General features: G+C 67.1%; 19 protein-coding genes. 17 read left to right on the top strand and 2 right to left on the bottom strand.

Annotated features, from left to right (window positions below; genetic code table 11):
* Nucleotides 1-18: 18 nt before the first annotated feature.
* Both KYC_RS11325 and KYC_RS11320 read right to left on the bottom strand, forming a co-directional pair.
* Nucleotides 19-915 carry an NAD(P)-dependent oxidoreductase gene (locus KYC_RS11325; RefSeq protein ID WP_008162117.1) on the bottom strand — a complete coding sequence of 299 codons (897 nt, stop codon included), beginning with the start codon at nt 913-915 and terminating at the stop codon, nt 19-21.
* Between the two features lie 71 nt (nt 916-986).
* Nucleotides 987-2,441 (bottom strand): aldehyde dehydrogenase, encoded by a 1,455-nt coding sequence (locus KYC_RS11320; RefSeq protein ID WP_008162116.1) that lies wholly within the window; start codon nt 2,439-2,441, stop codon nt 987-989.
* 160 nt (nt 2,442-2,601) lie between these two features.
* On the opposite strand from KYC_RS11320, the gene KYC_RS11315 reads away from it, so the two are divergent.
* From KYC_RS11315 to KYC_RS11235, 17 genes are all read left to right on the top strand, one after another.
* A complete protein-coding gene (locus KYC_RS11315) occupies nt 2,602-3,570 on the top strand; it encodes a tripartite tricarboxylate transporter substrate binding protein (RefSeq protein ID WP_008162107.1) in 969 nt (322 codons plus the stop codon).
* A 68-nt stretch (nt 3,571-3,638) separates the two neighbouring features.
* Nucleotides 3,639-4,619, top strand: coding sequence for a Bug family tripartite tricarboxylate transporter substrate binding protein (locus KYC_RS11310; RefSeq protein WP_008162105.1), 981 nt, complete (start codon nt 3,639-3,641; stop codon nt 4,617-4,619).
* A gap of 104 nt (nt 4,620-4,723) precedes the next feature.
* A complete protein-coding gene (locus KYC_RS11305) occupies nt 4,724-6,211 on the top strand; it encodes an acyl-CoA carboxylase subunit beta (protein ID WP_420796112.1) in 1,488 nt (495 codons plus the stop codon).
* A 20-nt stretch (nt 6,212-6,231) separates the two neighbouring features.
* Nucleotides 6,232-7,596 (top strand): acetyl-CoA carboxylase biotin carboxylase subunit, encoded by a 1,365-nt coding sequence (locus KYC_RS11300; protein WP_008162099.1) that lies wholly within the window; start codon nt 6,232-6,234, stop codon nt 7,594-7,596.
* 42 nt (nt 7,597-7,638) lie between these two features.
* Nucleotides 7,639-7,851, top strand: a complete 213-nt coding sequence (locus KYC_RS11295; protein WP_008162098.1) for a biotin/lipoyl-containing protein — start codon at nt 7,639-7,641, stop codon at nt 7,849-7,851.
* A 7-nt stretch (nt 7,852-7,858) separates the two neighbouring features.
* The gene (locus KYC_RS11290) at nt 7,859-9,946 is read left to right on the top strand and encodes a 3-hydroxyacyl-CoA dehydrogenase NAD-binding domain-containing protein (protein WP_008162096.1); all 2,088 of its coding nucleotides are present in this window, start codon (nt 7,859-7,861) and stop codon (nt 9,944-9,946) included.
* A gap of 55 nt (nt 9,947-10,001) precedes the next feature.
* Complete coding sequence (locus tag KYC_RS11285) at nt 10,002-10,400, top strand: Zn-ribbon domain-containing OB-fold protein (RefSeq protein WP_008162094.1); 399 nt, start codon at nt 10,002-10,004, stop codon at nt 10,398-10,400.
* Nucleotides 10,400-11,572 carry a thiolase gene (locus tag KYC_RS11280; protein WP_043518126.1) on the top strand — a complete coding sequence of 391 codons (1,173 nt, stop codon included), beginning with the start codon at nt 10,400-10,402 and terminating at the stop codon, nt 11,570-11,572. The genes KYC_RS11285 and KYC_RS11280 overlap by 1 nt, the downstream gene beginning before the upstream one ends.
* Before the next feature lie 30 nt (nt 11,573-11,602).
* On the top strand, nt 11,603-12,295 hold the full coding sequence (locus KYC_RS11275) for a 3-oxoacid CoA-transferase subunit A (RefSeq protein WP_008162090.1): 693 nt from the start codon (nt 11,603-11,605) through the stop codon (nt 12,293-12,295).
* The gene (locus KYC_RS11270; RefSeq protein ID WP_008162088.1) at nt 12,285-12,956 is read left to right on the top strand and encodes a 3-oxoacid CoA-transferase subunit B; all 672 of its coding nucleotides are present in this window, start codon (nt 12,285-12,287) and stop codon (nt 12,954-12,956) included. Before KYC_RS11275 ends, KYC_RS11270 begins: the two co-directional genes overlap by 11 nt.
* 113 nt (nt 12,957-13,069) lie before the next feature.
* Nucleotides 13,070-13,465, top strand: a complete 396-nt coding sequence (locus KYC_RS28385; protein WP_008162086.1) for a hypothetical protein — start codon at nt 13,070-13,072, stop codon at nt 13,463-13,465.
* A complete protein-coding gene (locus tag KYC_RS11260; RefSeq protein WP_008162084.1) occupies nt 13,462-14,310 on the top strand; it encodes an alpha/beta fold hydrolase in 849 nt (282 codons plus the stop codon). Before KYC_RS28385 ends, KYC_RS11260 begins: the two co-directional genes overlap by 4 nt.
* A gap of 53 nt (nt 14,311-14,363) precedes the next feature.
* Entirely contained in the window at nt 14,364-15,527 is a 1,164-nt protein-coding gene (locus KYC_RS11255) for an ABC transporter substrate-binding protein (protein WP_008162082.1), read from the top strand.
* Between the two features lie 18 nt (nt 15,528-15,545).
* Entirely contained in the window at nt 15,546-16,415 is an 870-nt protein-coding gene (locus KYC_RS11250; RefSeq protein ID WP_008162079.1) for a branched-chain amino acid ABC transporter permease, read from the top strand.
* A gap of 3 nt (nt 16,416-16,418) precedes the next feature.
* Nucleotides 16,419-17,393, top strand: a complete 975-nt coding sequence (locus KYC_RS11245; protein ID WP_008162078.1) for a branched-chain amino acid ABC transporter permease — start codon at nt 16,419-16,421, stop codon at nt 17,391-17,393.
* Complete coding sequence (locus KYC_RS11240) at nt 17,390-18,172, top strand: ABC transporter ATP-binding protein (protein ID WP_008162077.1); 783 nt, start codon at nt 17,390-17,392, stop codon at nt 18,170-18,172. The genes KYC_RS11245 and KYC_RS11240 overlap by 4 nt, the downstream gene beginning before the upstream one ends.
* Nucleotides 18,159-18,872: an ABC transporter ATP-binding protein gene (locus KYC_RS11235; RefSeq protein ID WP_008162076.1), complete on the top strand. Its 714-nt coding sequence runs from the start codon at nt 18,159-18,161 to the stop codon at nt 18,870-18,872. The genes KYC_RS11240 and KYC_RS11235 overlap by 14 nt, the downstream gene beginning before the upstream one ends.

Below are 18,872 nucleotides of genomic sequence, written 5' to 3'. Positions count from 1 at the left end.
GGATGGATGCGGGGGTAATTAGGCGTTGGTTCCCGACTCCGGGTCGATCACCCGGCTGATGACCGGGAAATAGCGGTTGCCGTGGCCCTGGGCGAGCGCCGCGTCGAACCAGTGGTCCACGTTGCGGGCCCCCAGCGCTGTTACGCCGGTCTGGTCGGCCAGCGCCAGCGCGTAGCGCAGGTCTTTGCGGGCGTAGTCCACAGGGAAGGCTTTTTCGGGAAAGTCTGCGGGCAGGATAGCCTTTAAGCCGTGGTTGCGCAACGCGAAGCTGTCCGCCGAGCCGCGGGTGAAGGTCTCCAGCAGCACCTTCGGATCCACGCCCGACCGGCGCGCGATGGCGCGCGCCTCGGACAGCGCCACCACGGTTTCGAACAGCACCATGTTGTTCAGGATCTTCACGACCTGCCCGCTGCCGACGGCGCCGCAATGGGTAATTTCGTTTGCGAAAGTGGAGACCAGCGGTTTGACGCGGGCGAAGACCTGTTCGTCGCCGCCGATCATGACCGACAGGGTGCCGGCCTCTGCGGCGGCGCGCGTGCGGGCCACGGGGGCGTCGATGAAAGTCGCGCCCTTGGCGGCGAATTCGCCGGCCAGTTCGCGCGTCACGTCCACTGGCGACGTGCTCAGGTCCACGATCAACTGGCCGCTGCGCGCGTTCGCCAGCAGGCCGTCGGCGGCGCGGGCAAGTTGCGCCACCACTTCGCCGGACGGCAGGGACAGGAACACCACGTCGCATTCGCGCATGATCTGCACGGCTGTCGCTGTGGTCACGCCGTGCGGGGCCAGGCGCTGCAGGGGCGCGGGGTCGTTGTCGCAGCCCAGCACGGGCAGGCCGCCCTTGACGGCGAGATTGCGGCAAATGGGCTCGCCCATGACGCCCAGGCCGATGAAGCCGGCTCGTTGAAATTCAGGCATGAGGATAGTCTCCAAAAAATACAGGGTGGCCGCTGTTGCGGCCTTGAATGATTTGCGGGAATGCGTCCGGCCTACATGCCGAAGTAGATGCCCTTGGATTGCTGGTACAGGCGCAGTCCGCTCACGCCTTTTTCGCGGCCGATTCCGCTTTGCTTGAATCCGCCGAATGGGGTGGAGATGGAAAGCTGCTTATAGGTGTTGATCCACACGCTGCCCGCTTCCAGGCGCTTGGCGACGCGCCAGGCGCGGCGGTAGTCCGCCGTCCAGATGCCGGAGGCCAGCCCATAGGCGCTGTCGTTGGCTTGATCGACCAGGTCGTCCTCGTCTTCGAACGTCAGCGCGCACAGCACCGGACCGAAGATCTCCTCGCGCACGACGTGCGCGTCGCGCGACAGGCCGCCCAGGATGGTGGGCCGGTAGAACGCGCCCGCGGCGAGCGCGTCGCCGTCGGGGCGTTCGCCGCCCAGCAACACCTGCGCACCCTCGCGCCGCGCCGAATCGACCATGCCTTCAATCTTTTCGCGATGGCCGAAAGAGGCAATGGGACCCATCTGCGCGCCCTCGGCGTCGGGCTGGTCGACCTTGAGCCGGGCGGCGCGCGCGACAAGCTTTTCGATGAACGACTCGGCGATGCTGCGCTGGACATACAGCCGAGAGCCGGCCACGCAGGACTGGCCGCTGCCCTCGAAGATGCCGCCGATGACGCCGTCTATTGCCGCGTCCTGGTCTGCATCCGCGAACACGATGTGGGGCGATTTGCCCCCCAGTTCCAGCGCAACGGGCATCAGCTTTTCCGCGGCGGCGTGCGCGATGGCGCGGCCGCTGGCGGTGCCGCCGGTGAACGAAACCATGCGTACGCCGCGATGTTCGACCAGGCGGCGGCCCACGGTGGACCCCAGGCCCGTCACCACGTTGAGGATGCCGGGCGGAAGGCCGGCCTCCAGCGCGATGCGGCCCAGTTCCAGGGCGGGCGATGAGGTGACCTCGGAAGGCTTGAGGATCACGGCGTTGCCCGCGGCCAGCGCGGGCGCGACCTTCTGCGCTTCCATCGTCAGTGGCGAGTTCCAGGGCGTGATCGCCACGACCACGCCGTACGGATCGTAGTGGGTCATGGACAGATAGTTGCCGCGCGTGGGAGTGACCTCGGCGCCCAGCGTTTCGCACACGCCCGCGTAGTAGCGGAAGGTGGCGGCGGCGCTGGCGACCTGCGCTTTGCATTCGGCCCAGACCTTGCCGTTCTCGATCATTTGCAGGCGCGCCAGCAGCGTGGCGTTGTGGTCCATGCCGTCGGCGATGCGGCGCAGGATGGCCGCGCGCTGGTGCGGCAGCATGTCGCGCCAGGCCGGCTGGCGCTGCGCCAGCCAGGCGGCTTCGACGGCCTGGTCCACCAGCGAGTCGGAGGCGGCGCTGACGCGGTAATTGCGGACGCCGGTGGCGGGGTTGACCGACTCGAACGTGGTGTCGCCGCAGGCGATCCATTCGCCGCCGATAAGCATGGATTTAAGGGTTTCCGATGATTCGGACATGAAGTGTGTTTCCTCTCTTGATGGCAATTCCGCGCCGGCCGTCCGCATTTATTCGTTGACAGTCCGGGATGCAAAAAATATAAAATAGAATAAGCGTTCTGTCTACTGGAACGATAAGAATAAAGCAAACCTTCAACCGATGACAAGAGGAGACCTCCCCATGCAACCCAATTGGCTGCGCGCGCTGGCTTGTGCCGCGGCGCTATTCGCGGGAACGGCGCATGCCGATTCCTATCCTTCCAAGCCTGTGTCGATGGTCGTGCCATACCCGGCCGGCGGCGCGACCGACGTGGTGGCGCGCGCCGTGGCGGAACGGCTCACACAGACGTGGGGCCAGACGGTGATCGTCGAAAACCGTGCCGGCGCGGGCACGACGATCGGCGCGAGCTCGGTGGCCCGGGCGCGCGGCGACGGGTACACGCTGTTCATGACCACGTCCGCCCACACGATCAGCGGGCATCTCTACGACAAGCTGAGCTACGACCCCGTCAAGGACTTCGCGCCCATCACGCTGGTCACCAAGGTTCCGCTGGTGCTGGTGGTGAACCCGTCCGTTCCGGCCAAGAGCCTGCCGGAATTCCTTGCCTACCTGAAGCAGAACGGCGGATCGGTGAATTTCGCGTCGCCCGGCAACGGAACCGCGCAGCATCTAAGCGGCGAACTTTTCAAGATCGCCACGAAATCCGCCATCACACACGTGCCGTACCGCGGGGACTCGCCCGCCTTCACGGACCTGGCGGGCGGGCAGGTGCAGATGATGCTGGCCACCATCACGTCGGCATTGCCGCTGATCGAGTCCGGCAAGTTGCGCGCCCTGGCGGTCGCCAACGGCAAGCGGGTGCAGGCGCTGCGCGACGTGCCGACCTTCGCCGAAGCGGGCATGCCCGGGTTCGAGGCCGCGACGTGGTTCGGGTTGCTTGCGCCCGCGGCCATGCCGCCCCAGCAGGCGCAGCGCATTTATGAGGACGTGTCGAAGATTGTCGCCACGCCCGAAATGCAGACCCGCATCGAAGGCCTGGGCGGGGAAGTGGTCAACAGCTCGCCCCAGGCCTTCGCAGCATTCATGAAGCAGGAAGAGCAGAAGTGGGGCCGGGCCGTCAAGGCCTCTGGCGCCATCGCAACGCAGTAGACACCCACGCATCCGCAGCCGCGCGCCAAAGCAGCGCCGGCGCGGATCCATCACGGAGGAGACACATCATGGCAGTTAGAAAGTGGCTGGCAACAGGCGCGTTCGCCTGGTTCACCGCGGTTCCCCTGGCCGCTGGCGCGGCGGAATATCCCAGCGCGCCCGTGAAGTTCGTCGTGGGCTTCAGCCCCGGCAGCACCATAGATATCGTGGCGCGCATCATTGGCGATGCGCTGTCCACGCGCATGGGCCAATCGTTCGTGGTGGAAAACAAGACGGGCGCCAACGGCATGATCGCCGCGCGCATGGTGGCGCAGGCCAAGCCGGACGGCTACACCATCCTGGTCAGCAACTCCAGCTCGATCACGGTCAATCCCTTGCTCTACAAGGATCTCCAGTACGACCCGCTGAAGGATTTCGCGCCGGTGACCACGGTGGTGTCCGTGCCGTTCATCCTGACCATCAATGCCGAGAATCCGCGCGTGGCGGGCGTCAGCGATGTGAAGTCTCTGGTGGAGCTGGCCCGCCGCAATCCCAACACGGTCAGCTACGGATCTGCCGGCAACGGCAATCTGATGCACCTGGCGGGCGCACAGCTCGCCACCATGTCCGGTGTGCAGATGCTGCATGTGCCGTACCGGGGCGCCGCGCCGATGGAGGCCGGGTTGATGTCCAAGGAGGTCGACTTCGGTTTCGACACGCTCTCGGGGGTGCCGCTCATCAAGGCCGGCAAGCTGAAAGCGCTGGCGGTTTCCACCGCGCAGCGCTGGCATGACCTGCCGGACATCCCGGCTGTGGCCGAGCTGGGGTATCCCGACTTCGACATTTCGTTCTGGGTAGGGGTGTTCGCGCCGGCGGGTACGCCACCCGCTGTTGTGGATCGCCTGAACCGCGAGATCGCCGAGGCGGCCAAGGATCCTGCCGTGCGCGCCAGACTGGCGGCTCAGGGCAATCCGTCGACCCAGACTCCTCAGGCGTTCCGGCAAAAGATCGCCGACGAACTCAAGCAGAACGAAGCGCTCATCAAGCGCGCCAACATCAAGGTCGATTGAACCGGCGGCGCAGGCCGCAACGGCAACTGGCAGGAAAGGAGCACAAGGTGTCCTGGGAAAAAGAACTGCAGGAATTGGCGCTGCGCAAGGAACTGGCGGCGCGCATGGGAGGCGAGGCGAAGGTGCGCCGGCATCGCGAAGGCGGCAAGCTGCCGGTGCGCGAACGCATCGCCAGGATGGTCGACCCGGAATCGTTCCGGGAGGTCGGGGCGCTGGCGGGCAGCGGCGAGTATGACGCTGAAGGCAGGCTGACGGATCTGACTCCCTCGAACCTGCTCATCGGCCGCGCGAAGGTGCAGGGGCGGCCGGTGGTGGTGGCCGCCGACGATTTCACCGTGCGCGGGGGCGCCAATGACGGCGCCGTCGGCGACAAGCTGGTCGAGGCCGAGCGAATGGCGCAGGACCTGCGGCTGCCGCTGCTTCGCATGGTGGATGGCACCGGCGGCGGGGGATCGGTGCGCAACATCGAGATCAAGGGCCACACGCTGCTGCCCAAGCTGCGCATGTGGCCGCTGATGGCGCAGAATCTGGCGACGGTGCCGGTTGTATCGCTGGCGCTCGGTTCGGTGGCCGGTCTGGGCGCGGCGCGCGTTGCGGCCAGCCATTACTCGATCATGGTGCGCGACACTTCGCAGCTCTTCATCGCGGGGCCGCCGGTCGTGGCGCGCATCGGCCAGAACCTGGACAAGAACGAGCTTGGCGGTAGCGACATCCACACCCGCAACGGCGTGGTCGACGACGAGGCCGACACGGAGGAGGCCGCTTTCGCCCAGGCCCGGCGCTTCCTGTCTTACCTGCCGCGCTCGGTGCATGAACTGCCGCCGCGCGCGGCCGAGCCGGGGCGGGCCGGCGAACAGGAGTGGCTGCGCGGCGCCATCCCGTCCGACACGCGCGCCGTGTACAAGATGCGCCCGATCATCGAGACGCTGGTCGACGAAGGGTCGTTCATGGAAATCGGCAAGCGCTGGGGCCGCGCGGTGATCACGGGCCTGGCCCGCATCGACGGCTGGCCGGTCGCCCTGTTCGCCAGCGATCCCTATCACTACGGCGGCGGCTGGGACGGCCCTGCCGCCGAGAAATTCACCCGGCTTCTGGACCTGGCCGAAACCTTCCACCTGCCCGTGGTCAATCTGGTGGACGTGCCGGGATTCCAGATTGGGTTGAACGCCGAGAAGGCCGGCGCCATGCGCTACGGCGTGCGCGCGCTGACGGCGGTCGCGCAGTCCACGGTGCCTTGGTGCTCGATCATCGTGCGCAAGGCCTTCGGCGTGGCGGCCGGCGGTCATCAGAGCGCCGGCCGCTTTAACTTCCGCTATGCGTGGCCGTCGGCCCAATGGGGATCGTTGCCCGTGGAGGGCGGGCTGGAAGTCGCCTACAAAGCGGAGATCGAAGCCGCCGAGGATCCGCAGGCCAAGATGCGGGAGATCGAGGCGCGCGTGCGCAGCCTGACCTCGCCATTCCGCAGCGCCGAAGCCTTTGTTGTCGAAGACATCATTGATCCGGCCGCGACGCGCCAGGCGCTGGAGGAATTCGTGGAACTGGCGGCGCCGCTGCGCGAGCCGGGGCCGCGCGTCTTCGGCTACCGGCCGTGAGGCCTCGCCAGGAGCTCAACATGAAACGTGTCATTGTGGCCAACCGGGGCGCCGTCGCCCGCCGCGTGATCCGCGCGCTGCGCGGACTGGGGATTGAGTCGGTGGCGGTCTATTCGGAGGCCGACCAGGATCTGCCCCATGTGCGCGAGGCGGACCTCGCGGTCCCGATCGGACCCGCGCCCGCGGCGCAGAGCTATCTGAATTGCGAAACGTTGCTGCGCGTCGCACGCGAGTCCGGCGCGGACGCCCTGCATCCGGGCTATGGATTCCTGTCCGAGAACGCGGCCTTTGCCGAGGCCGTCGAGCGGGCAGGGATGATCTTCGTTGGGCCGTCGCCACGCTGGATCCGCATGCTGGGGCACAAAACCCAGGCGCGCGACGCGATGCGGGCGCTGGGCATGCCAATGGCTCCCAGCAGCGCCGTGTTGGGGGACGACCTAGCCGCGCTGCGCAGCGCGGCCCAGGACCTGGGTTACCCGGTGCTGATCAAGCCGGCCTCGGGCGGCGGGGGAATCGGCATGATTCCCCTGGACGGTCCGGAGGACGCCGAAGCGCAGTGGACGCGGGCGCGGCTTATCTCGGAGCGCAGTTTCGGGGGTTCCGACCTTTATCTGGAAAAGCTGCTGCGCAATCCCCGCCATGTGGAATTCCAGTTCCTGGCGGACCGTCATGGACAGGTGCGCTGCCTGTACGAGCGCGACTGCTCCACCCAGCGCCGGCACCAGAAGGTGCTGGAGGAAGCGCCCGCGCCCGCGTTGGATCGTGCTGCGGTGGAAGAGATGGCCAGCCGCCTGGAATCTATGTTGGCGGGCATGGGTTACGACGTGATCGGCACCGTGGAGATGCTCTACACGCCCGAATCCGGCTTTTCATTCCTGGAGATCAATACCCGCCTGCAGGTCGAGCACGCCGTGACGGAAGCCGTGACCGGCGTGGACCTGGTGGCTGCGCAGCTCAGGCTGGCCGCTGGTGAACGCATGGCGGATGTGCTGCCGCGGGTGCCGCCTTTGCGCGGGCACTCGATGGAGGCGCGCGTCTATGCCGAAGATCCTGTGCGCTTTCTGCCGTCTCCCGGCCTGCTGCGGACCTACGCGCCGCCAGTGCTTCCCGGCGTGCGCATCGAGACCGGTTACGCGCAAGGCTGCCGGGTATCCAGCCATTACGACCCGATGCTGGCCAAGGTGATCGCGCATGCCGGGACGCGCGACGCGGCGCTGGACCTGCTGAAGGCGGCACTGGCGCAGTTTCGCGTGGAGGGCGTCAAGACCAACATTCCTTTCGTGTTGCGGGTGTTGGATGACCCGGAGTTCCGTGCGGGCCGGGTGTGCACCGGCATGGTGGAACGCATTCTGGAAGTATCGCGTGCCGCGGCGCAGGCCGCATAGCAATCGGCTGGTTCGAACCTGAAAAAGACAAAGGAGCAGGCAATGTTCAAAGTGGGAACCCCCGTGGTGGGCCGTGTGGTTGCGGTAACTGTCCGTCCCGGCCAGCGCGTCGAGGCGGGAGACAGCGTGGTCAAGGTGGAGTCAATGAAGATGGAGATCCCGGTCGAGGCCGAGCGCGCCGGCGTCGTCGCGCGCGTGCTGGTCGGCGAGGGCGACGAGGTCGACGAAGGCCAGGTCGTGGTCGAACTGGAGTGAGGGCGCCATGCTGATCCATACGGAACGGATGGAGTCCGGCCAGGTCGCGCTGCTGTCGCTGCGCAATCCCCCGGTCAACAGCCTCAGTGCGGCCCTGCGGGCGGAGCTGCATGCGGCGATCCAGGACGCGCTGGCGGACGACGCGGTGCGTGCGCTGGTGATTGCGGGCGATGGGCAGTTCTTCTGCTGCGGCGCCGAGATCCGCGAGTTCAATACACCAATGTCGGGGCGCGAACCGACGTTGCGCACTGTCATCGCACTGATCGAGGATGCCTCCAAGCCGGTGGTGGCGGCCATACACGGCGCGGCGCTCGGCGGCGGCCTGGAACTGGCGCTGGGCTGCCACTATCGCGTCGCCCAGTCCGGCGCGTCGTTGGGCCTGCCCGAGGTAAAGCTGGGCGTCCTGCCGGGCGCCGGCGGCACGCAACGGTTGCCTCGCATTGTCGACGTCGAGCGGGCGCTGACAATGATCTGTGGCGGCGATGCCATTGATGCCGAAACGGCAGCCGACTGCGGTCTGCTGGATGAAGTGTACGGAAGCGATCTTCGGCAACGTGCGGCAGCCTACGCGCTGAAGGTTTCCGCGGTCCCGCTGGACGGCCGCAGGGTGGGCCGGCAGCCGCTGGCCGCGCCCGCGGATGCCGGCGTGTACGAACGGGCCCGGCAGGAAGCGGCGCGGCGCTATCGCGGCTGCGTGGCGCCGCTGGCCTGCGTGGCCTGCGTGGAGCATGCGGCGGGCGCGACGCTGCAGGACGGCCTGGCCTTCGAGCGCGAGCGCTTCCTGGAACTGGTCAACGGCGGCCAGTCCAAGGCGCAGCGGCATTTGTTCTTTGCCGAGCGCGCCGCTGTCAAGCTGCCGCCCGAATGGCGGGCTGCGGGCGCCATCCGTAAGGTCGGCGTGGTCGGGGCCGGCACGATGGGCGGCGGCATCGCCATGAGCCTGGCCAATGCCGGGCTGGACGTGGTGCTGATCGAGCGCGATGCGCAGGCGTTGGAACGCGGCTGGTCGGCCATCCGCAAGAACTACGCCGCCACGGCGGCCAAGGGCAAGCTGTCGGCGGTGCAGGTGGAAGAAAGACAGGGCCGCATCCGCGCCAGCCTGGACATGGACGAATTGCGCGACGCCGATCTGGTGATTGAGGCCGCCTTCGAAGACATGGGCGTCAAGCGGCAGGTATTCGAGGCGCTGGACCGCATCTGCAAGCCCGGCGCGATCCTCGCGTCGAACACCTCGCGCCTGGATGTCGACCAGATCGCCGGGTTCACCGGCCGTCCGGCACAAGTGCTGGGCACGCACTTTTTCAGCCCCGCGAACGTCATGCGCCTGCTGGAAGTCGTGAAGGGCCGCGAGACCGACGGCAACGTGGTCGCGGCCGTATTCAAGCTGGCGCGCGCGATGGGCAAGCTGCCTGTGCTGGTCGGCGTGTGCGACGGATTCGTCGGCAATCGCATGGTCAGCCCCTACACGCGGGAAGCGCATTTCCTGCTGGAAGAAGGGGCGACCCCTTCGCAAGTGGACGGCGCCCTGCAGCGCTTCGGACTGGCGATGGGGCCGCTGCGCATGGCGGATATGGCCGGGCTGGACATCAGCTGGGCATTCCGCAAGCGTACGGCGTCCAGCCGGCCGGCCGACCTGCGCTATTCCCGCGTGGCGGACAGCCTGTGCGAACAGGGGCGCTTCGGCCAGAAAACGGGCAGCGGCTTTTACCGCTACGAGGCCGGCAGCCGGACGCCGCTGGAAGACGCGGACGTGCTGGCGCTGATCGAACGCTGCGCCCGCGAGGACGGTGTCGAGCGCCGCGCCGTGACTGACGAGGAGATCGTGCAGCGCACGATGTATGCGCTGGTTAACGAAGGTGCGCGCATCCTGGAGGAGGGCATCGCGCGCCGGGCATCGGACATCGACGTGATCTACGTCAACGGCTACGGCTTTCCCGCACACCGGGGCGGTCCGCTCTTCTATGCCGACCAACAGGGCCTGCCCGAGGTGCTGACGACGATCCGCCGATTTCATGCGGAGCACGGCGAGCTCTGGCGTCCGGCGCCGCTGCTGGAGCGGCTGGTGGCGGAAGGGAAGCGCTTCGCGGACCTGTAACCGGGAATGGGCGTGCCCGGAGGCGCGCTTCCAATAAAGACTCAGGAGACAAAGCATGCAGATGGAACAGGCGGGCGCCACTTCGCGCGGACCGCAGGAACATTATTTTTCGAAGCTGGCCGAGGGCCGCTTCCAGATCCAGCGCTGCGCGGGCTGCGGCGCGCACCAGTTCTATCCCCGCATCCTGTGCATGCACTGCGGCGGGGAGGATCTTGCCTGGACGGATCCCTCGGGCGCCGGCACGGTCTATTCGTTCAGCGTCGTGCGGCGCAAGCCGGAAGCGGGCGGCGACTACAACGTGGCGCTGGTCGATCTTGAAGAGGGCGTGCGCATGATGAGCCGGGTCGACGGCGTCGAGCCCGATAGGCTGCGCATAGGCATGCAGGTCGCAGCACGCGTGGTGCGCGACGAAGGCCAGGCGTTGGTGGTGTTCGTCCCTGCGGAGGAAGCATGATGTCGCTGGAATCGCTGCGAGGACAGGTCGCCATCGCCGGGGTGGGGCATGCGGGCCTGGGCGAGGCCCACGGCTACACGGAAATGGAAGTCCTGGCCCAGGCCGCGTCGCGGGCGGTGGCGGACGCCGGCCTGACGATGCGCGACATCGACGGCCTGGCGACGTGCAGCTCGTCGGCCACGATGTGGAGCATGCCGGTCGCCGAGTATCTCGGCCTGCGGCCGCGCTACATCGAAGCCACGATGCTGGGCGGCTCCAGCTTCGTGTCGCACCTGCTGCCGTCGGTGATGGCGCTGGTGTCGGGACAATGCAACGCCGTGCTGGTGTGCTACGGCAGCACGCAGAAAACGGCCGCGTTCGGTCGCAAGGAAGGCGTGAAGGCGCGCACCCTGCTGGATCCGCAGCCTTTCGAGCATCCCTATTCTCCGATGCAACCGGTGACGTCCTATGCGCTGGCGGCTGCCCGGCATATGCATCAGTACGGCACGACGCGCGAGCAACTGGCCGAGGTGGCGGTGGCCGCCAGGGCCTGGGCGCGGCTGAATCCCGAGGCCGCCATGCGCGATCCGCTGTCGATCGAAGACGTGCTGCGGTCCCGTCCGGTATCCGACCCCCTGACGGTGCGCGACTGCTGCCTGGTGAGCGACGGCGGCGGCGCATACGTGATGGTGCGGGCCGACCGCGCGCGCCATCTGAAGCAGGCGCCGGTGTATGTGCTGGGCAGCGCCACGGCGGTATGGAACCGTCAGATTTCGTCCATGGAGGATCTGACCGTCACCGCCGCGGCGGAATCGGGCAAGCGCGCGCTTGCCATGGCGGGCCTGCAGATCGGAGATGTGGATGTGGCCGAGCTTTACGACGCCTTCACCATCAACACGCTGCTGTTCCTGGAGGACCTGGGATTCTGCGGGAAGGGCGAGGGCGGCGCCTTCGTGCAGGGCGGCGGCATTGCCCCGGGCGGGAGGCTGCCGGTCAACACCAATGGCGGCGGCCTGTCCTGCGTCCATCCCGGCATGTACGGCATTTTCCTGGTCATCGAGGCCGTTCGCCAGTTGCGCGCGCAGGCGGGCGAACGCCAGGTGCACGGCGCCGACATTGCGCTGGTGCACGGCAATGGGGGCACCCTGTCCAGCCAGTCCACCGCCATTCTGGGCGGCCCGACCACGCGCTGAATCCACGCATTCCCACCAGGAGAGCAATTTATGCTGGACAAGACAGTCGATTCACTGGAGGCCGCCGTGGCGGGCGTGCGCGACGGGGCGGTGATCCTCATCGGCGGATTCGGCGCCTCGGGCGTGCCCACCGAATTGGTGTGCGCGCTGCTGGATCAGGGAGCGCGCGAACTGACCATCGTCAACAACAACGCCGGCAACGGCAGACGCGGTCTGAGCGAGCTGGTGCGGGCCGGGCGAGTACGCAAGATGGTTTGCTCGTTCGCGCGCTCGTCCGATCGCAAGAACCCGAATGCGGCCGAATTCGCCGACGCGTATCGCGCGGGCAAGGTAGAGCTCGAATGCGTGCCGCAGGGCACCATGGCCGAGCGCATGCGCGCGGCCGGCGCGGGCTTGGGCCCGTTCTTCACGCCCACGGCCTACGGCACGCCGCTGGCCCGGGGCAAGGAGACCCGCGTCATCGACGGAGTGGGCTACGTGCTGGAGTCTCCGCTCAAGGGCGACTACGCCTTCGTCAAGGCGCGCACCGGGGACCGCTGGGGCAATCTGGTGTACCGCTACGCCGGCCGCAACTTCGCGCCGGTGATGTGCATGGCGGCCGCCACGACCGTGGCGCAGGTGGATGAAATCGTGGAATTGGGCGGCATCCCGCCCGAGCATGTCATGACACCGGGCATATTCGTCAAACGGGTGGTGAAGGTGGGAGCAGGCCATGCAATATGAAAAACTCAGCCGGCGCCAGATCGCCCAACAGGTCGCCGCGGATATCGAGGACGGGGCCTACGTCAACCTGGGCATCGGGATCCCGACGCTGGTGTCTGCATTCCTGCCGGCCGGGCGCGACGTCATCCTGCATACCGAGAACGGCATCGTCGGCATGGGCCCCGCCGATCCCGACGCGCCGCTGGACCTGGACCTGATCAACGCCAGCAAGGAAGCGGTCACCTTGCTGCCCGGGGCGTCCATCACGGACCACGTGGTCTCCTTCGCGATGATGCGCGGGGGGCATCTGGACCTGACTGTGCTGGGCGCGTTCCAAGTGTCGGAAAAGGGCGACCTGGCCAATTGGGACACGGGCGCGCCCGACACGATCCCCGCCGTGGGCGGGGCCATGGATCTGGTGGCGGGAGCGCGCCAGGTCTACATCACGATGGAGCACGTCGCCAAGGACGGGCAGCCCAAGATCGTGCGCGAATGCACTTATCCCCTGACCGGCGCGGGGGTCGTGGATCGCATCTATACCGACCTGGCGATCATCGACGTATTGCCCGGGGGCATGCGGGTGAGGGCAATGGTCGCGGGCCTGGACTTCGAAACCTTGCAGGCGCTGACCGGCTGCCCGCTGGAGCTCGCCGCCGATTGGCGGACGCTGGCGCCGCGCTAGCAAGCCGTTCCCGTACTTTCCCCGTGTTGACACGGGGAGTTTTCGATACTTAGAATGTTCTTTCAGAAAGAATAATCGTTCTGTATATAAGAACGGTAAAACAGGAAGAGACAATGGAACCCCAAGCCATGCCCGCGCGGGACATGAGTGGTGCGCAGCTCGCGCAACGCTTCTGCAGCCGCGCGCTGTCGTTCTCGCGGCCCCGACTGGTCAACATGGATATGCTGCTGCGGTTCGGCGCTCATCCCGTCCTCGTGCGCATCCGCGACGGCCGCGTCGCCTCCGCTGAAACTCCGGCGGCGCCCCTGCCGTCCTGCGACGTATCGCTGCAGGCGTCGGAGCAGGCGTGGTCCCGCTTCTGGCTGGCGGTGCCGGAAGCCGGCTGGCACGACATCTTCGCGCTCAGCAAGCGAGGCGAGCTTTCGATCCAGGGCAATCTGCAGCCGCTGATGGCCCATCTTCAGTTCGTGAAGGACCTGCTGGCCATCCCCCGGGAGGCGCAGGCATGAGCGTCGAACTGGAACCCATCGTCGGCCGCTATGCGTCGTTCGACATCGCCGGCAAGCGCTGCCGCGTCTACTTCGAAGAGGCGGGCCAGGGCATCCCGCTCGTCTGCCTGCACACTGCCGGTGCGGACGGCCGCCAATACCGCCACATGATGTGCGATCCCGACATCACGTCGCGCTATCGCGTCATTGCCTTCGACATGCCGTGGCACGGCAAGTCCTATCCCCCTGAAGGCTGGCAAGACCAGGAGTACCGGCTTTCCACCGAGCTCTACGTCGAAACCGTGATGGCGTTCTGCCAGGCGCTGGCGCTGGATCGTCCGGCCCTCATCGGCTGCTCCATCGGCGGACGCATCGTGCTGCAGCTCGCTCATCTGCATTCAGAATTCTTCCGCGCGCTCATAGGCGTCGAGGCGGCCGATCACCAGGAACCCTGGTACGACACGTCCTGGCTGCACCGCGGCGACGTCCACGGCGGCGAGGTCTGCGCTGCGCTGGTGTCCGGACTGGTGGCGCCGCAGTCGCCGCCCGTGCATCGCGACGAAACGCTGTGGCAGTACATGCAGGGCGGCCCCGGCGTATTCCGTGGGGACCTGTACTTCTACCGGGTGGACAGCGACCTGCGGGGACGCCTGGACGGCATCCGCACCGACCGCTGCCCGCTGTACCTGCTGACTGGGGAATACGACTTCTCCTGCACGCCGGAAGACACCTTGCGCACCGCTGCCGGCATTCCCGGAGCGCAGGTGACCGTCATGCGCGAATTGGGGCATTTCCCGATGAGCGAAAACCCGCAGCAGTTCCGCGGCTATGTGCTGCCGGTGCTGGACGCCATCGCCCGTCAGTAGAAAGCGGGCATTCACGACGGGCCGCATGCGCCCGCATTCCCTCAGGAGACAACATGCGTTATCCGATCATTCTGGCCGGCGCTTTCGCTCTGGCCGCAGTCCCCGCCGTTCAGGCGCAAGAAACGTTGAAGCTGGGCGCCCTGGTCACGCTGTCCGGCGCGGGCGCCGCATGGGGGCAGGGCATGAAGAACGCCGCCGAGGTCGCGGCCGACCAGGTGAACGAGGCCGGCGGCCTGGAAGTGGGGGGCAAGAAGTATCGTGTCCAGGTCGTTGCGTACGATGACAAATACCAGGCCAACGAGGCCGTCACGGTGGCGAACCGCCTGGTGTTCGAGGACAAGGTGCGCTATGTGATCGGCCCGGTCGGGTCGGCGCCAGTGCTGGCCATCCAGCCGATGACCGAAAAGAACAAGGTGATCCTGCTGACGCTGGGCTTTACCGCCAAGGCGCTGGCCGCGGACAAACCCTACACCTTCCGTCCGAACGTCACTACCGCCGAGGTCTCGCAGCCGCAGATTGACTGGCTGGTCAAGGCGCAGGGCCTGCGCAAGGTCGGTGCGCTTTTCCCCAATGACGAGACCGGGCAGCAGATCGCCCTGGACCTGGAAGGCGCCTACAAGAAGGCTGGGGCGGCCCTGGCGACCAAGGAATTTTTCGAGCGCGACCGCGTGGACTTCGTGCCCATGCTGACCCGCATGATGGCGCGCGGCATCGACGCCATCGAACTGGACGGCAATTCGCCCACCACGGCGGGCCTGATCGTCAAGCAGGCGCGCGAGCTAGGCTTTGAAGGAAAGATTGTGCGCACCGGCGGGCCGGCCACACAGGAGATCGTCAACGTCGCTGGCAAGCAGGCCGCCGAAGGCATGCTGGTCCATACGCCCATTGATCCGGATTTGCCGGCCACCCAGGCCTATGCGGCGCTCTACGCCGCCAAGTACAAGCATCCGATGAACGGCTTCAGCCCGGCCTTTTACGACGGCACCAACATGCTGTTCGAGGCCATGCGCCGTGCCGGTACGGTAGAGGACACCGAGCGCGTGCGCGTGGAAATGGAAAAGCTGGATGGCTTCGACGGCTCGCTGGGCAAGCTGAGCTGGACGGGTCAGGCCATGTATGGCATCAACCACCAGCTGAACGCGCCTTTCTACGTCGCCGAGGTCAAGGACGGCCGCGAAGTGATCCGCGCCCGCTGCACCGTCGAGGGATGCCGCTAGCGCGGCGGGGGATACGACGTGGATTGGAGCATTCTGCTGACGCAGGCCACGATCAACGGGCTGATCGTGGGGCTGCTGTACCTGCTCATGGCCGTGGGCTTCACGCTGGTTTTTGGCGTGATGCGGATGGTGAACTTCGCCCATGGCGAGTTCTACATGCTGGGCGCCTTCGGCGCTTACTTCCTGACGACCCAGGCGGGCTTTTCCTTCCTGCCGGCCGTGGCGCTGACCTTCGCGCTGTCGGTGGCGGGCGGCGCGGTCCTGGAATGGGGCGTACTCAAGCCGTTCCGGCGCGACGAGCTCAACGGCATGATCGCCACCATCGGGCTGGCGATGATCCTGCAGAACCTGGCGCTGATGTTCTTCGGCCCCGACCCGCTGTCCATGCCGGCGGTCGCCCAAGGTACGGCGCGCATGGGCAAGGTGGTGGTGCCGCTGTCGCGGGTCTACGTGGTGGTGTTCGCGCTGCTCGCTCTGGCGCTGCTGTACGGATTCCTGCGGTATTCCCGGCCAGGGCGCGCGCTGCGCGCGGTCGTCGAGGATTTCCAGATCGCCGCCATTCAGGGCATCCGATCGCGCATCTACTACCCGCTGGGATTCGGCCTGGGCGTGGGGCTGGCGGCGGTGGCCGGCGCGCTGATGGCGCCTCTGTTCTCGGTGTCGCCCTTCGTCGGCGCGACCCCGCTGCTCAAGGCGTTCATCGTGGTGATTCTGGGCGGACTGGGCAGCATTCCGGGCGCCGCGGTGGCGGGGCTGGCGCTGGGGCTGGCCGAAAGCTACGGCAGCCTGCTGTTCGAAAGCAGCACGGCGGACATGCTGATCTTCGCCATTGTGATCGTGATGCTGGTCGTGCGGCCCAAGGGGCTGCTGGGCCGTGGGGAGGCATAAGCCATGACTGCTATTTCGCTTGATACCGGCCTTGCGCGGCCAGCGCCCCTGCGCTGGCTGCTGCGGGTCTTCCTGGCCGCGGCCGCGGCCGCGCCCTGGTTCGCGGGGCCGTTCGTGCAGCACCTGGCGGTGCTGACCTGCCTGAACATCCTGATCGTCAACGGACTGGCGCTGATCGCACGCTGCGGGCAGTTGTCGCTCGGGCATGCCGCCTACGTCGCGGTGGGCGCCTATGGCTCGGTCCTGGCCTCCCGCCACCTGGAGTGGGGCTTCATGCCGTCCACACTGGCCGGCGTGGCGCTGGCGGCGGTGGTCGCGCTGGCGCTGGGCGCGATCATCCTGCGGCTCAAGGGCGTTTATTTCGTCCTGGTCACGTTTGCGTTCGGCGAACTGGTCCGGCTGATCCTGCTGGACGGCGCATCGTGGTCCGGCGGCGCCAATGGCATTACCGGCATCCAGCCGGCCGCACTGGCGGGCATGGTGTTCGACACGCGCGCAGGCTTCTATGGCTTGGCGCTGTGCGTGGCGCTGGGCTCTGTCGCGCTGCTGGGCGCGGTGGCCAGGCGCCCGTTCGGCCACGCCATCGACGCCGTGGCCGAGAACCCCGCACTTGCCGAATCCACCGGTTTGAGCGTGCGCCGCATCCAGCTGTGCGCCTTTGTCGGAGGCTGCGCGCTGGCTGCTGCCGGGGGCGCACTGCAGGCGCGTTACGTGGGCTATGTGTCGCCGGAGTCCTTCAACGCCAGCATTTCCATCGGTTTCATCATCATGCTGGTTATCGGCGGACGCCGCTCGATCTGGGGCGGCCTGATTGGTGCCATGGTGCTGACGCCATTGCCAGAACTGTTCCGCGGCGCAGTGCAGACGCAGCATATTTTCTATGGCGCAGCGCTGATCCTGATCCTGCGTTTTCTGCCGGCGGGCCTCGCCGGACTGCCGGGGCCGTGGCAGGCGCGCCGGCGCAAGGAGTTGCAATGAACCAGCCTCTATTGCAGGTGCGGGGCCTGTCGCGCAGTTTCGGCGGCCTGGCGGCGCTGCGCGGCCTGGACTTCTCCGTCGCCCAGGGCGAAATCGTGGGCCTGATCGGGCCCAATGGCGCGGGCAAGACGACCGCATTCAACGTCATCAGCGGCACCATGCCCCCCTCCGCCGGCACGGTCCATTTCGAGGGCCGCGACATCTCCGGCGGACCGCCCAGCCGCGTGGTCGTGCAGGGCCTGGCGCGCACGTTCCAGTCCACGTCGACTTACCCCGACGTCACCGTGGCCGAAAACATTCATCGGGGCATGCTGTCGCGCGTGCGGCATTCGTGGCTGCGGCGCCTGGCGGGGCGCAACGAGGATCTGCTGTCGCCGCCCGAAATCGCAAGCGAGGTAGACCGGCTGCTGACGCTGCTGGATCTGCAGGCCTGGCGCGACGCCCCGGCGGGGGCGCTGGCCTATGGCCTGCAGAAGAAGCTGGGCATTGCCGTGGCGCTGGCGTGCCGCCCGCGCATGTTGCTGCTGGATGAACCCGCCGCGGGGCTGAACCACGAGGAATGCAACGAGCTCGGGCGCCTCCTGCGCCGCCTGCAGGCCGAAGAGGGGCTGACGATGCTGCTCGTCGAGCACCACATGGCGCTGGTCATGGAGCTTTGCCACCGCATCGTGGTGCTGGTCCAGGGCGAGAAGATCGCCGAAGGCTCGCCACAAGCCATCCGCGACAACCCCGCCGTGATCGAAGCCTATCTTGGAGCGCCCGACTATGCCCATGCTTGAAGTCCAGAATCTGAATGTGCGCTACGGGCAGCTGGAAGCGGTGCGCGGCGTCAGCTTCAATGTCGAACAGGGAGAGATCGTCGCGCTGGTCGGCTCGAATGGGGCGGGCAAGAGTTCCACGCTCAAAGCCCTGATCGGGCTGGAGCCGGTGGCGGGCGGCCGGATCCTCTTCGAGGGGCGGGACATCGCGCGGCTGGGATCGGCGGCGCGGGTATCGGCGGGCCTGTCTCTGTCGCCGGAGGGGCGGCGGCTCTTCGGCCGAATGACCGTGCTGGACAACCTGATGGCGGGCGCGCATACGGTGGGGTCGCGCGCCAACGTGCGTGCGCGCCTGGACGAAATTTATGCGCTCTTTCCTCGTGTGCAGGAGCGTCGCGCCCAGTTGGCCGGATCCTTGTCGGGCGGCGAGCAGCAGATGGTGGCGATCGGGCGTGCGATGATGGCGCAACCCCGTTTGCTGATGCTGGACGAGCCGTCGCTGGGCATCGCGCCCAAGATCGTGGCCGAGATCGCCGGCGCCATCCAGCGCATCAACCGCGAAAGCGGCATCGCCATTGTGCTGGTCGAGCAGAATGCGCGGCTGGCCCTGCGGTTGGCGCACCAGGCGCATGCGTTCGAGCACGGCCAGGTCGTGCGCAGCGGCAAGGGCGAGGATCTGCTGGCCGATCCATTTGTGCAAAAGGCCTATCTTGGAGTCTGA

The sequence above is a fragment of the Achromobacter arsenitoxydans SY8 genome (genome assembly GCF_000236785.1).
Taxonomy (GTDB): domain Bacteria; phylum Pseudomonadota; class Gammaproteobacteria; order Burkholderiales; family Burkholderiaceae_B; genus Achromobacter; species Achromobacter arsenitoxydans.
The sequence above is the reverse complement of the archived record's forward strand: the minus strand, read 5'-3'. Positions and strand labels throughout refer to the sequence as shown.

Coding starts and splice junctions, on each gene's coding strand:
- KYC_RS11325 (WP_008162117.1), bottom strand. CDS start 915: ATGCCTGAATTTCAACGAGCCGGCTTCATCGGCCTGGGCGTCATGGGC.
- KYC_RS11320 (WP_008162116.1), bottom strand. CDS start 2,441: ATGTCCGAATCATCGGAAACCCTTAAATCCATGCTTATCGGCGGCGAA.
- KYC_RS11315 (WP_008162107.1), top strand. CDS start 2,602: ATGCAACCCAATTGGCTGCGCGCGCTGGCTTGTGCCGCGGCGCTATTC.
- KYC_RS11310 (WP_008162105.1), top strand. CDS start 3,639: ATGGCAGTTAGAAAGTGGCTGGCAACAGGCGCGTTCGCCTGGTTCACC.
- KYC_RS11305 (WP_420796112.1), top strand. CDS start 4,724: ATGGGAGGCGAGGCGAAGGTGCGCCGGCATCGCGAAGGCGGCAAGCTG.
- KYC_RS11300 (WP_008162099.1), top strand. CDS start 6,232: ATGAAACGTGTCATTGTGGCCAACCGGGGCGCCGTCGCCCGCCGCGTG.
- KYC_RS11295 (WP_008162098.1), top strand. CDS start 7,639: ATGTTCAAAGTGGGAACCCCCGTGGTGGGCCGTGTGGTTGCGGTAACT.
- KYC_RS11290 (WP_008162096.1), top strand. CDS start 7,859: ATGCTGATCCATACGGAACGGATGGAGTCCGGCCAGGTCGCGCTGCTG.
- KYC_RS11285 (WP_008162094.1), top strand. CDS start 10,002: ATGCAGATGGAACAGGCGGGCGCCACTTCGCGCGGACCGCAGGAACAT.
- KYC_RS11280 (WP_043518126.1), top strand. CDS start 10,400: ATGTCGCTGGAATCGCTGCGAGGACAGGTCGCCATCGCCGGGGTGGGG.
- KYC_RS11275 (WP_008162090.1), top strand. CDS start 11,603: ATGCTGGACAAGACAGTCGATTCACTGGAGGCCGCCGTGGCGGGCGTG.
- KYC_RS11270 (WP_008162088.1), top strand. CDS start 12,285: ATGCAATATGAAAAACTCAGCCGGCGCCAGATCGCCCAACAGGTCGCC.
- KYC_RS28385 (WP_008162086.1), top strand. CDS start 13,070: ATGGAACCCCAAGCCATGCCCGCGCGGGACATGAGTGGTGCGCAGCTC.
- KYC_RS11260 (WP_008162084.1), top strand. CDS start 13,462: ATGAGCGTCGAACTGGAACCCATCGTCGGCCGCTATGCGTCGTTCGAC.
- KYC_RS11255 (WP_008162082.1), top strand. CDS start 14,364: ATGCGTTATCCGATCATTCTGGCCGGCGCTTTCGCTCTGGCCGCAGTC.
- KYC_RS11245 (WP_008162078.1), top strand. CDS start 16,419: ATGACTGCTATTTCGCTTGATACCGGCCTTGCGCGGCCAGCGCCCCTG.
- KYC_RS11240 (WP_008162077.1), top strand. CDS start 17,390: ATGAACCAGCCTCTATTGCAGGTGCGGGGCCTGTCGCGCAGTTTCGGC.
- KYC_RS11235 (WP_008162076.1), top strand. CDS start 18,159: ATGCCCATGCTTGAAGTCCAGAATCTGAATGTGCGCTACGGGCAGCTG.